The sequence below is a fragment of the Nevskia soli genome, assembly GCF_903970205.1.
In the GTDB taxonomy this organism is placed as follows: Bacteria; Acidobacteriota; Terriglobia; order Bryobacterales; family Bryobacteraceae; genus Bog-113.
This window is the reverse complement of sequence record NZ_CAJCHS010000388.1, coordinates 1-12,257: the sequence shown is the minus strand read 5'-3', so window position 1 is coordinate 12,257 and position 12,257 is coordinate 1. Positions and strand designations below refer to the sequence as shown.

The window sequence follows — 12,257 nt, the reverse complement described above, 5'->3', positions numbered from 1 at the left end:
TTCCAGCCCGGGACGAATTGTGAGACCTTTGATGCCGAGCAATTCACCGAGCGAAAACCGCAGCTGCTCCAGTTCGGCGACGAAGAGTTTGGCGGCCTTGGGATCGCCGTCGGAGTAGACCGTGAAGGGAGCCAGCTTGGCGGCGTGCCAGGCCGTGCTCGCCGCGCTGAGGAACGCCGCTGATGCGACCAGATACGCGAGCCAATGCTTGCCTCTCATCGACTACTGATTATCCCGCGAGGTCGGGAAAGAGCTACGATCGTATTGATGAAGCGAGCGTTTTCGGCAACAGTCCGGCGGGAAGGCGATTGGTTCGTTTCGCAGTGTCTGGACGTCGATGTGGCGAGCCAGGGTGCAACTGAAGACGAGGCTCTCTCGAATCTGCGCGAAGCGATCGAATTGCACTTCGAGCCGCCGATTGCCACGCACGGACGGTGAGGCTACACGGGCAGGTGGCAATCGGCTCGCGCTAGGAGTTTTGAATATCCGGCAGTGCCCGTTTCAGCAGATCGCTTACGCCCAGATCTGCGGCGCCTCGTCCTAGATAGGTGCGATCCAGACGCGTTCCGCGCGCACGAACAATGCCTTCTATGTCGCGCCACTGTACCTCGGACACTTCACCGCCCGCCTTGTACCAGTGCAGTTTGGATAGCAGAATGTCTTCTGGGGTGACAAACGGCGCCGGGCGATTCGAAAGCCCGCTATCCAGAACGATGGCCCGATCCAACTCCTGTGCTCCGAGCAGGAATGCGTCCGCCGGAAAGAAATCGAACTTGAAAGGCGCCGGCATGTAGATTACATTGAACGGTCTTCCGCGCCGAAGGGCCTCGCGCGCCTCCCAGGCATCGGTGTAGAAGGTTTCCGGCAACTCGCTGAGAAAGAGCTCTAGGTTGTGCGCCGTGAATTCAACCAGAATATCCACGGCGTTAGTGAATCGGGGTTCGCCAAACGCGGCGCTGGCCCATGAGCCGCCCACCGCGAAGCGGATTCCCGCTCGTTCAAGCGCGGAGCGCAGCGGTTCAAACGCATCTGCGGCGGCAATCACGTCCTTCGGTAAGCCTTGCGCGCGAGTTCAGGTCCAAATCGCCTCACGGCGATCTGAAACGTAATCTCGTCTTCATCGGCATCCGGATAGTCGCGCCGCGCCACGGCCCTTTGCAGCTCATGGCCCGCTTCCCAAAACGCGACGCCGAGATTGAGGCGCTCGGAGGGTGTCATCTCGCGTAATCGCCGGAAATACACTTCGCGCGCTCTATCCGACGTGTCGCTCAGCGCCATAAGCCACTCTACTCGACCGAAAAGTTGATGCTGCGCGTTCCGGTCACGTGACCGGCCGTGTCCATTGCCTTTAACTCAGCGCGGTATTGACCCGGTCCATAATCCGATACCAGCAGGCGAAGACCGACCGGTACCACGGGATCGCCCGCCTTGATGTGTGTGGACATATTGATAAACCCGGTATCCTGCTTGACGTCGCCGGTCTTGGCGTTCAGCACCCTTAACTGGAGGCCGATCCCCGGCGGCTTCTCCTCCTTCAGAACCGGCGCGTAGATTTGAGTAAAGATCACCGCGGGATCGGTCTTAAGGAAATGACTCGATCCGGATGGAGTCACTTGTATGTTGCCCGTAACCAGTGGAACCTTATCTTCCACTAATTCGGCGCCCTGGGTTGTATCCTGCGCCAGCGGATGGGCATCCTTACTCAGCGCAATTCCGCCCAGCACAAACTGTTTGCCATCATAGGCGTCGATATTCAAAGGGGTCTCAAGTTTGCCGTACTCTTTCCCGCCGGCGGTGAAGACGACCTTTAACGTGTACTGTCCCGGGGCGATATCAAACTGATTATCGTAGTGCAGCGGCTTTTCGGCAAAGGCCTCGACTTCCTTCTTATTGTCCTGGTCAAAGTGCATGGTGTCGCTGAACTTCGCGGCAACCGTCCCGTCCGGTTTCACCGCCAGGCCGAGGACATTCAAATCCGAGTGGAACTTGCCCTTCTCCTTCTGAAAGGAAATCGCGCTTCCGGGGATATCCATCGCCACGTTTACGCGCGCGACGTTGGGGGCGTCGTAGAAGAAGGGCGCCTGTAATGCAGCCTGAACACTGCCCGCGGTTGCGCTGTTGGCTCGCGCTTCCAGGTCCTTCTCCTCGGGTTTACCCGATAAGTAGTCGACTGCTTTTACGTTGCAGTAACCGCTGCGGAAACGCGCCTCGGTCCCGCCGCGATCCACCTTTACTTTCAGGGTATGGCAGCTTCCTTCCTTAGATTCCGCCGGCGTATAACCAAGCAAGTAAAACTCGCTTTGCTCCTTGCCGATCTTCTCCATGCCGCCCAGTAAGTCGTTTGTATTGGCAATGACGAAACCCCCGGTTCCGCTAGCCAGTTCGTACATGAGCTCCTGGTTCGTGGAGGCGCTAGGCGGGAACTTCGGAATCAGGCTTTGCGGATTCAGATTACTTGGCATGTTCGCGGAGTTATAGGTTCCGGTGGAACCTCCCCTGCCGCCGCTTGTGCCGCCAGTCCCACCGCGTCCGCTTCCTGTTCCGGAGCCGGTACCGCCACCCGTTCTTCCACCGCCGCCGACCGTTCCACCGCGCCCGCCGCCGCCTCCGCCTACACTGCCTCCACCGCCGCCGAGTCCGCCGCGCTGAAACGCGAGCGGCGCAGCCAGTGCCGCGAATGACGCGGCCAGCGTGCGGTCCGCGCTCGCCAGGAGCAAGTCGCGGCCGTAAAGTAACCTGCCCGCAACCAATCCGCGCACGTCGACGGGATAGATCGCCACATTCGCCTTATTGCAGGCGTCGATGGTGGCCGATAGTTCATCCATCAGTTCGCGCGTGACCGGGAACCCGGCCGTCAGAAGCACCAGAATTTTACGTCCATCCACGCCGGCCAGGTTTTTCGCCGTGGTACGCAGGGCTAGAAACAGGTCGCGCGAAGCGAACCCGCCAACCGCGCCGGTAAGACTGGGCATGCTCGGGTCATTCGGGTCGACGGAGGAAAACTTGATCCCGCTGACTACTTTCTTCAGCCGGTCGACATCATCCGTGAAGTTCTGACTCACGGAGATCGACCCGCCGTAGTTGATGATCGCGATATAGCGGTTCGGACCCGCGTTGGAATCGATGAACGCTGCCGCGGCCTTGCGGGCATAAGACTGTTGACCGAAGTCCGCAGTGGAGTTATCGAAAAACAGGACCATGTAGTGCTTCTGGTGATTCCACGGAGACGCCGGATCGGCCTGGAAGCTGAAGCTCTTGACCTCCTGCTCCTTGCCGTCCTCATAGACCTTGAAGTCTTTCTGCTTCAGGTCGCGGATATAGTTGCCCTTCTTATCGGTAACAACGGTATCCACCAGGACAAGGTTGGTTTCCGATTTGAAAACCGCGCCCGTATCTACCGCCGCCGGAGCCTGTGGCTGTTGCGCGGCGGCCGTAAGCGCAAGGAGCGGCAGCAGCGCTCCACAAATTGGAATTGCAAGTCGCATTACTTCTTGTCTCCTATGGAATCTCAACCGAACCGTTGGTAGAAGCAATCTCCTCTCCTTCGGTATCTCGAACCACCAGACGGACCAGATAGGCGCCCGGCTTTACATCGTAATCCGTCTGCACCGTGACTCCGGCTTTCAGGCGTTCGCCTAAATGCTCGTCCTTAACCCGCAACTGCAGCGTTTTCTGATTCGAATTCACGTAATTGCCGTTCGTATCGAATAGGGCTGATACTATCACGACGTCATCTGAATTTAACCCCTCCGCCTTGCGGAAGCGTAAGGGTGCGACATCGATATGAGCAATCACGGCGAGCTTTACATTTGTGTTCACCGGGTTAGAGAACTCGGTCTTTAGAGTCATCGGAATCGTGAGTGCTTCATCTCGCGAAAACACGGCGTCGTCGATGTCTTGCTTTATGCGAATTGCCTCGTCAGTCGGGCGAGCCGGCGCAAAATAGCCACGGCGCGCCAGGACGGTGTAACTTTTCGCATCTTTGAGCGTGACTTTGATCTTGTGAAACTTACCGTCGTTCTTGAGATCGACAGGAGAGTAGGTAAGAACATAATGAACGTCGGGGGCCAGCGCCGCCCTGCGGAATCCCTCTCCCAGATCGTTGCGATCATGGAACCACGAGCCGCCCGTGCCCTCCGCAATCTCGGCCAATACGTCTCCTGACGCCTTCTGGGCGTCGCGATCCAGACCGCTCATCACCAACGCAAGGGACGGCGAATAGCTTGGCCGGCTTGCGTCGAACATCGGATCGGCCTGGAGTCCCCGCGCGTCGATTGCGTTGATGACCACGTTCTCCCGAGCCGCTTTGCTGACAATCTCCGTTACTTCGGACGTGAAGCTGGTACTTAGGAATCCCGGCGAAACGAGTACCGCCTCACGCTGTCCGGGCAGGATGGACATGCGCCGCACGATGCCGCGTAACACTCCAATCGCAGTGCGTGTATCCGTCTCGCTCAAAGTCAGGGATTGACGCGCATATCCCAGCACAATTTCGGGACTTACCCTGGCGCCCGGGAAGCACTTCGATTCTTCCGCCAATATCGCCGAGATCGCATCGGGATTATTTCTATTTACAATCTGATCGGCGACATACGGGCTGAGATAGGGCGGGCAGGAGCTTGAGCGCGAACCGGTTTGATGCTCGCGTGGAACGACCTTATTCAGGCTGTCCCGAAGCTTCGCCATGTCGTTGGTGAAATCGACATCGCCCAGGCCTGATGTGGTGAATAACGCAAACCGCGAGGTTGGGTCTTTTTCCGAACTGAAGTAAGGCAAGACGGCGTTGCGCGCCTGTGCGAGGTCGCCGAACTCAAGATGAAGATCGTCAAAGATAAAGGCAACAAAGCGGTCGGGAAATACTAAGCCGCCGGCGCTTAGGTTATGCGCGCGCTCGGCCGGAGCCCCGGCGTCCGAGGAAGAGGTTCTTTCTATTGAAAAGCCTTTGATCGTCTGCCGCTTTCCGTTGTCGAAAACCTCGAAGTTCTCTTTCGTAAGTGTGCCGATCGCGTTCGCATTCCGATCGCGAACGACCACCGGCACAGGTACGGTGTTGACGCGCGCGGAGAACGTAGTCGTTTCAGCAGGCTTCTCCCCCAGCGCGGTCATCGCCAGTAAAGTCGCCCCGAGTAGAGTAAGTCCGCGCGACAACGCCACATCAACTCCTAAGGAATCTCGACCGACCCGTTCGTCGAGGCAATCTCTTGCCCCTCCGTATCGCGTACCACCAGACGGACCAGGTAAGCACCCGGTTTCACATCAAAGTCGCTTTTTAATGTCACGCCGGATTTCAGGCGGGCTTCTAAGTGCTCGTCCTTCAATCGGAGTTGGAGGGTTTCCTGATTCGCCGTCACGAAATTGCCGTTGCTGTCGAACAACGCCGAGACGACCACTAAGTCGTCCGAATTCCGTCCTTCGGACTTTCGTAAACGGAGATGCGCCAGGTCAATATGAGTGATCACCGCGAGCTTGGCGGCAGTGTCTGTCGTTTTAAAGAACTGAGTATGCACGCTGACCGGGATGGTGTGTATCTCGTCCCGCGAAAACAGGGCACTTTCTATATCTTCCTTAGCTTGATCGGCCTCGTCGGTCTTCTTGGTGGGCGCGTAATAGCCGCGGCGAGCCTGTATGGTAAAGCCTTTGCCGTCTTTCAGCGCGACCTTGATCTTATGGAATTTACCGTCGTTCTTCAGATCGCCGGGAGAATAGGCGATCACATAGTAGACTTCCGGCGCCTCGGTGGTCCTTCGAAAGCCTTCGCCGAGATCATTATTGTTGTGAAACCAGGTACCTCCGGTGCCGTCCGCAATTTCGCCCAATACTTCGCCGGTAATGAGCTGATCGTCGCGGTCGAAAGCTTGCATAGTGTTAGCGACCGAACTTAGATAAGTGGCCCGGCTCGCATCCAACGTCGCGTCTGTATAGAGTCCGCGGGCATCCAGCGTGTTCACCACTACGTTTTGCCGCACGGCCAGGTTGATGACCTCGGTCAACTCGGTTTCGAAGCCGGTTGTTATCAGATAACCGGGAGACACCAGCACGGCGATCCGCTGTCCCGGCATGCCGGACATGCGCCGAACGATATTCCTTAGAACCCCGAGCGTCGTGTGCGTTTCCATCTCCGAGGAACTAAGTACTTGCTGGGCTTCCGCCTCGATCTGTTGCGGCTGGATGGCCGGCGGCGGTCCCCCGAGGCAGGCGTACTCTTCGGTAATGATCGCCTGTATGGCGGATTGGTTGTTCTTGTTGAGGATCTGGTCAGCGACATAGGCGCTGATGTACGGGGGACAGTTCGCTCCTCTCGAACCGAACTCGCGATGTCGCGGGATGATCCGGTTCAGGTCGTCGCGGAGTTTGTCGAGGTCATTGGTGAAATCGACGATGTTCTGGCCGGAGGTCGTGAACAAGGCGATCCGCGTATTCGCGCCGGCGTTTTTCGGATCGAGGTAGGGCAGCACGGCCTTACGCGCTTGCGCCAGATCCGCGAATTCCAAGTGCAGGTCGTCGAAGATGAACGCCAGGAAGCGGTCGGGGATCGCGGGAGCTTTCTCGGCGGCCTCTCCTGGAATCGCGCCGTCGGGAGGCGGAGTGACAGCCGGGGGGTTGGGCGCGCGAGCACTCACGCCGTTCTTTTCCACCGTGAAGCGGCCAATCGCCTGCGGTTTGCCGTTGTCGAAGACCAGGAAATCTTCCTTCTTCAACGTACTGACCGGGTTCGAATTGCGGTCGCGAACGACAACCGGGACAGTGACGATGTTGACGTGGGCCGAGAACGTGGCGGCGGTCTCTTTCGTGCTGACTTCCGCGGTGTCCTGGCCCCACGCGAGTCCGGCGCACCAAGCCACCCCAATGAGAACTCGAAGATATCGTACGCTACGGGTCGGCAAACGCCTCTATTCTAGTGCCTTTTGGGTGTTTTCGCGCCATTTTCCTCTAAGCTGTTGAAAGTAAAGGGCGACAGCACCCCATTGGCGCGCCGAGAAGTGATCTGCTATACTCTTTTTGTACGTTCCCCCGTGCATCATTCCCGCAGCTTCTAACCGTGGTGTCTCTTTTTTGCGACACCCTCCAGTTTCCTGCGCTTGCTCTGAAGGACGGCACGGGTCAGGAGACTGACACCTAAATGGCAAACTACACAAAAGGCGCTCAAGTTGAGCACAACAAATTCGGATTCGGTACGGTCGAATCGCATAATGATGACCGGATCGAGATTAAATTCGACGATCACGGCACCAAGAAATTTGTCACATCGATGGCGATGGGTGCTCTGCGCAAGAGCGACCGGCAGCCGCCGGCCGAAAAGCGAGCCAGCCGCGCCCGGAAGCCGAAGGTTCCCGTCGCGACGACGGCCTAGGGTCTGTCAGGCTTAGGGTAATAAAAAGGAATCATTTTTGAACGCGAGTCAGAAACGTTTGTTTGAAGAGGCTCGGAAGAAGAACCCCGACCTCAAGATGCCGGCGGAGAAGAAGGCGCCCTCCGAGTTCACTGAAGCCGATTTGGCCCTCATCAAGCAGGGCGTCGGCGACAAAACCTCCCGTCCGCAGTCAGCCGGCGGCGCGTCCGGCTCGGATGCTTCCGAAGAGCCCGCCGAGCAGTTCGGGGCGATCATCACTTACTTCGAGGAGAAGGGTTTTGGTTTTCTGCGCCCCGAAAACGGCGGCCGCGATATCTTCTTTCATATCTCGCGAGTAGTGGAAGCTCAGGCTACGGATTTGACGCCCGGAACGCGCGTAGCTTACGAACTGGGGATGGACCGGACGGGTAAAATGGCCGCGAGTATGGTTAAGCTGGCTCCGCCCGCGCCTGCCGCTCCAGTTGCTCCGGCGGTTTCGTAGCTCACACTTTTCCGCGTTCTTGTCGTAAACTCGTTGGGTGCAAATCTTCGCGCCGGCGGCGGTGCCCAGCGCCACCCGATCCGAGACCTTCAACCGCGTCAGCACCTCCGGGGCGGTCTGCCTTATCGCGTTAAGTCTGCTGACGATTCTGCTGCTTCGAACCGCCTGGGTCGCGGAAGACGCCTATATCCCGTTTCGCGTGATCGACAATTTCCTGCATGGTTATGGCCTGCGATGGAATGTCGACGATCGCGTGCAGAGTTATACCGATCCGCTCTTCCTCTTCATCGTCACCTTCTTTACCTGGCTCTCGGGGAACGTCTACTTATCGGTGATCCTGGTATCTCTGGTGATGACGGTGGCGGCGTTTCTACTGATCACTCGAGGCGCCGGCGAGATCGGCGTGATTACGGCTGCCGTCGCGCTGATCTTCTCGAAAGCGTTCGTCGACTTTTCCGTCTCCGGGCTTGAGAACCCGGCCACGCAGCTGGCCATTGCGACTTACCTTTACTTCTACTGGCGCAGGCGGGATCCGTTCATTCTTACTCTGATCGCCGCGCTGGCCGCAACCAATCGTCAAGATACCGTTCTATTCTTTCTACCTTCGCTCGGATTGGTTTACTTCCGGGCCGGGCGGCGCGTGTGGAAGAGAGCGCTTCTTGGATGGACTCCTTTTCTTGCGTGGTTGCTATTCTCTCTGTTCTACTACGGATTCCTGTTTCCGAATACCGCGTACGCCAAACTCAACACCGGCATCCCGACGCGCGACTTGATTTTTCAGGGAATCCTATACTACGTCAACGCGCTGCGATTCGACACCTGCACCTTGTTCATCATCTGTCTTGGCCTGGCGATCGCTTACCGTGCGCGTGAATGGGCGCTGGCCGCCGGAGTGATTCTGAACCTGATCTATATCGTGAGGGTTGGCGGCGACTTCATGTCGGCCCGCTTCTTTGGCGCTTCTCTATTTTTCTCGGTTGCTTTGATTGCGCGGTACTGGAGACCGGACTGGGGCGTGGGCGCCGCGACTGTGGCGGTAATCGCCGCACTGGGACTATGGGTGCCTTATCCGACGATAACTTCAGCGAACTGGGATGTTACCGCGCATCCGCTGGACGACGCGGGGATCGCCGACGAGCGTTCTTACTACTCGGTGTGTTCGGGACTCATGCATTACAAGCGCGATCTGTTGTGGCCGATCTGCGGATTCTCGGTGTTAGCCGAGCGCGCCAAGGCGGCGGGCGTGAAGACGGTAGTGATGCTGAACATCGGCTATTACGGATACACGATCGGCCCGAAGTTTCACGTGATCGACCCCGGGGCTCTGGCCGACGCGTTTCTAGCCCGGCTGCCGATCCCGATGGGCCGTTGGCGCGTGGGGCATTACGTTCGCCAGTTACCGGCGGGTTATGAGGAGACGGTGGATACAGGCGTGAATACCATCGCCGATCCGAAGCTCCACGAGTACTATAACCACCTTCACACGGTAATTAGCGGGAACCTTTGGAGCTGGAACCGTTTCAAGGAGATCTTTCTGTTTAATATCGGCTATTACGATCACCTTGTCCCGCACACGCGAACGTGACCGTTCAGCCCCACTCCGAGCCCGACCGAAAGGGAGGGTTTCCGGTTGGAACGGTAAAAGTTGGGGGTCATTTTCGAGGGAGCCGCGACCGGGAGTCGGTTCACCGATTGAAGGGGAACTCGCTGATCCAATGGAAGCCGCGGGTAGTTAATAGGAACTGGCGGTTCTTATACCGGCCTCACCCCTTTAGCCTTGTCCAAATTGCCGCTAGCCAGGGTTCAACCAATCGAGTCTAGCTATCCCTTATAGCCCGAAACACCGAAACCCCAAGCGGCGGCAACACAATCTTGATATGGTAAGGTCGCCCATGCCGGTTCCCCTCGATCGCCCGCGAGCCTTTATCGTTCAGCACATTACTCCCGCCGAACCGCTCCGAATCCGTGTTAAACACTTCCTGATAATGCGCATTCTCCGGCACGCCGATCTCATAGTCGTACCGCACGATCGGCGTGAAGTTACAAACGATCAATAGGAAGTCCCTCGAATCCTCGGCCCGACGCAAGAACGAAATAATCGAGTTCTCCACGTCCCGGAAATCCACCCATTCGAAACCCGCATAGTGAAACTCCACTTCATACAGCGCCCGCTCCGCGCGATAGAACGCATTTAACTCCCGCACCATCGTGTGCAGCCCGTTATGCAGCGGATACTGCAGCAAACTCCAACGCAGACTCCCCTTGTAATCCCACTCTTCGTATTGGCCTAACTCACAGCCCATGAACAGTAGCTTCTTACCGGGATGCGTGAACATGTAACCGAGAAACGCCCGCACATTCGCGAACTTACGCCACTCATCCCCCGGCATCTTCCCAATCAGCGAACCTTTGCCGTGAACCACCTCGTCGTGTGAAATCGGCAGCACAAAGTTTTCGCTGAACGCATAGAGCAGGCTGAAGGTAATATCGTTATGGTTGTACTTGCGATGGATCGGATCTTCCTTGAAGTAATGCAACATATCGTGCATCCAACCCATGTTCCACTTCATGGTGAAGCCCAGCCCGTTGAGATAAACCGGCTTCGAAACGCCGGCAAAGGAGGTCGATTCCTCGGCAATCGTCATCGCCCCCGGAACCTCATGCGCCAGTTCGTTGAACCGCTTCAGAAACGCGATCGCTTCCAGATTATGATTGCCGCCGTATTGATTGGGTATCCACTCACCCGCCTTGCGCGAGTAATCCAGATACAACATCGATGCCACCGCATCCACGCGCAGGCCGTCGATATGATACTCGCGAAGCCAGAACAGCGCGTTCGCAATCAGGAACCCGCGTACTTCGTTCCGCCCGTAGTTGAAGACCAGCGTGCCCCAATCCGGCTGCTCGCCTTTGCGCGGATCGGCATGTTCGTAGAGCGCGGTTCCGTCGAACAGCCGCAATCCGTGCGCGTCGCGCGGGAAATGCCCGGGAACCCAATCCACGATGATGCCGATGTTACGTCGATGGCACGCATCCACGAATTGCCGGAACTCCTGCGGCGAACCGAAGCGCGAAGTTGGGGCATAGTACCCGGTAACCTGATAGCCCCACGAGCCGCTGTACGGATACTCCATAATGGGCAGCAGTTCGAGATGAGTAAAGCCCATGCGCTGCGCATACTCGACTAACCGATCGGCTAGCTCCAGGTAAGTAAGCAGACGGCCGTCTTCATTGTGCATCCAGCTTTCCAGATGCACTTCGTAGATAGACATCGGCTGCTTCTGCCACTCGAAACCCGCGCGGGCTTCCATCCACGCGTCATCGCCCCACTTATAGCCGCTCAGGTCCGCGGTAACGGAAGCTGTCGCGGGAGGAACTTCGGTCGCGAACGCGTAAGGATCGGCCTTTAACTGTTCATGCTGCGTGATCCGCGACCGGATGTTGAACTTATAGCGCGCTCCAGGTCTAATTTGGGGAATGAAGATTTCCCACACCCCGCCCTCGCGCAGCCGCATGGGATACCTTCGAACGTCCCAGTTCGTGAAGTCGCCGACGAGACTCACAACCGCGGCATTGGGCGCCCACACGGAAAACCGATAGCCTGGAATTCCCTCGACGGTCATGAGGTGCGCGCCTAACATGCGCCAGCTCTCGAAGTTATTGCCCTCGCCGTGAAGATGTAAGTCGAAGCTGGTCAGCAGCGGCGGAAAGCGATAGGGATCTTCGATCTCGATCTCCTCCCCCGAAGCGGTCCGATACGCGATCCGGTAATCGCCCGGCGCGGCATCTAAGGGCGCGACGAAAAACTCGTGGCGAACGGGGTTCGACATGGGAATCCGATCGTCGCCCGTAAGCACCGCGGCTGCCTCGGCGCCCGGCAGAAACGCCCGCACCTCCCAGTGCGCCAGGTCCGTTTTCTTGCCGGCCGTTGTCTCGATCTGGTGCGGACCAAGCACACCAAATGCATCGCCGTGGCGTCCCAGGACTATAGCTTCGATATCGGCATCCGTCATGCGAACCTCATTATATGGCTGCCGAGCTTCATGTTCACTTGGAGGGGTCGGTGGACCCGGCGGCGCTCGGGCTCGAGCGTATCAAACCCGGCGACTTTCCCTCATTCATTCGAACATTCAAGTCCATAGCCGAGCGGCTGCAAAGCCCTGACGACTACGCGCGGATCACCGCTGAACTCCTGAACCGTTTCGTCGACCAGGCCATCGATTACGCGGAAGTCACGCTCTCGGCTGGAGTCGTTCTCTGGAAGGGACAAGATCTGCACCGCGTTTACGAAGCGATCCATAGCGTTTCCTGCGGCTGCCCCGAAGTGACCGTGAAGTGGTGCTTCGATGCGGTGCGCCAGTTCGGCGCCGGACCCGCGATGCGCGTGGCCGAGACCGCCGCGGACTTCGTCGATAAGGACGTCGT

Annotated in this window: 11 protein-coding genes and 1 pseudogene; 5 read left to right on the top strand and 7 right to left on the bottom strand. The window is 57.8% G+C overall.

Going from position 1 to position 12,257, the window contains the following annotated elements; all coding sequences use genetic code 11:
• The coding region (locus H1Y01_RS16945) for a hypothetical protein (protein WP_180541687.1) at positions 1-219 on the bottom strand (219 nt) is incomplete at its 3' end.
• 48 nt (positions 220-267) lie between these two features.
• Here H1Y01_RS16945 and H1Y01_RS16940 point away from each other — a divergent pair.
• The gene (locus tag H1Y01_RS16940) at positions 268-438 is read left to right on the top strand and encodes a type II toxin-antitoxin system HicB family antitoxin (RefSeq protein ID WP_180541686.1); all 171 of its coding nucleotides are present in this window, start codon (positions 268-270) and stop codon (positions 436-438) included.
• Between the two features lie 31 nt (positions 439-469).
• On the opposite strand, the gene H1Y01_RS16935 is transcribed toward H1Y01_RS16940, so the two are convergent.
• Genes H1Y01_RS16935 through H1Y01_RS16915 form a run of 5 tightly spaced genes read right to left on the bottom strand, consistent with a single transcriptional unit; the run spans position 470 to position 6,884 of the window.
• Complete coding sequence (locus H1Y01_RS16935) at positions 470-1,045, bottom strand: hypothetical protein (protein ID WP_180541685.1); 576 nt, start codon at positions 1,043-1,045, stop codon at positions 470-472.
• Positions 1,042-1,278, bottom strand: a complete 237-nt coding sequence (locus H1Y01_RS16930; protein ID WP_180541684.1) for a hypothetical protein — start codon at positions 1,276-1,278, stop codon at positions 1,042-1,044. The genes H1Y01_RS16935 and H1Y01_RS16930 overlap by 4 nt, the downstream gene beginning before the upstream one ends.
• 8 nt (positions 1,279-1,286) lie before the next feature.
• A complete protein-coding gene (locus tag H1Y01_RS16925; RefSeq protein ID WP_180541683.1) occupies positions 1,287-3,485 on the bottom strand; it encodes a VWA domain-containing protein in 2,199 nt (732 codons plus the stop codon).
• 13 nt (positions 3,486-3,498) lie between these two features.
• Entirely contained in the window at positions 3,499-5,154 is a 1,656-nt protein-coding gene (locus tag H1Y01_RS16920) for a VWA domain-containing protein (protein ID WP_180541682.1), read from the bottom strand.
• Positions 5,155-5,162: 8 nt separating this feature from the next.
• Positions 5,163-6,884, bottom strand: coding sequence for a VWA domain-containing protein (locus H1Y01_RS16915; RefSeq protein WP_180541681.1), 1,722 nt, complete (start codon positions 6,882-6,884; stop codon positions 5,163-5,165).
• A 236-nt stretch (positions 6,885-7,120) separates the two neighbouring features.
• On the opposite strand from H1Y01_RS16915, the gene H1Y01_RS16910 reads away from it, so the two are divergent.
• From H1Y01_RS16910 to H1Y01_RS16900, 3 genes are read left to right on the top strand one after another with little or no spacing between them, the layout of a single operon-like run.
• Positions 7,121-7,351, top strand: coding sequence for a hypothetical protein (locus H1Y01_RS16910; protein WP_180541680.1), 231 nt, complete (start codon positions 7,121-7,123; stop codon positions 7,349-7,351).
• Between the two features lie 37 nt (positions 7,352-7,388).
• On the top strand, positions 7,389-7,832 hold the full coding sequence (locus tag H1Y01_RS16905) for a cold shock domain-containing protein (protein ID WP_219341644.1): 444 nt from the start codon (positions 7,389-7,391) through the stop codon (positions 7,830-7,832).
• 37 nt (positions 7,833-7,869) lie between these two features.
• The gene (locus H1Y01_RS16900; RefSeq protein ID WP_180541679.1) at positions 7,870-9,417 is read left to right on the top strand and encodes a hypothetical protein; all 1,548 of its coding nucleotides are present in this window, start codon (positions 7,870-7,872) and stop codon (positions 9,415-9,417) included.
• A gap of 232 nt (positions 9,418-9,649) precedes the next feature.
• Here the strand turns inward: H1Y01_RS16900 and glgB are convergent, their stop codons facing one another.
• The gene (gene glgB, locus H1Y01_RS16895) at positions 9,650-11,845 is read right to left on the bottom strand and encodes a 1,4-alpha-glucan branching protein GlgB (RefSeq protein ID WP_180541678.1); all 2,196 of its coding nucleotides are present in this window, start codon (positions 11,843-11,845) and stop codon (positions 9,650-9,652) included.
• A gap of 14 nt (positions 11,846-11,859) precedes the next feature.
• On the opposite strand from glgB, the pseudogene H1Y01_RS16890 reads away from it, so the two are divergent.
• Positions 11,860-12,257 (top strand): annotated as a pseudogene (locus tag H1Y01_RS16890) (adenosine deaminase); the annotation flags it as partial.

Excerpts from the sequence above, each read along its gene's own strand:
- H1Y01_RS16910 (WP_180541680.1), top strand. The coding sequence starts at position 7,121 with ATGGCAAACTACACAAAAGGCGCTCAAGTTGAGCACAACAAATTCGGA.
- glgB (WP_180541678.1), bottom strand. The coding sequence starts at position 11,845 with ATGACGGATGCCGATATCGAAGCTATAGTCCTGGGACGCCACGGCGAT.
- H1Y01_RS16930 (WP_180541684.1), bottom strand. The coding sequence starts at position 1,278 with ATGGCGCTGAGCGACACGTCGGATAGAGCGCGCGAAGTGTATTTCCGG.
- H1Y01_RS16925 (WP_180541683.1), bottom strand. The coding sequence starts at position 3,485 with ATGCGACTTGCAATTCCAATTTGTGGAGCGCTGCTGCCGCTCCTTGCG.
- H1Y01_RS16940 (WP_180541686.1), top strand. The coding sequence starts at position 268 with ATGAAGCGAGCGTTTTCGGCAACAGTCCGGCGGGAAGGCGATTGGTTC.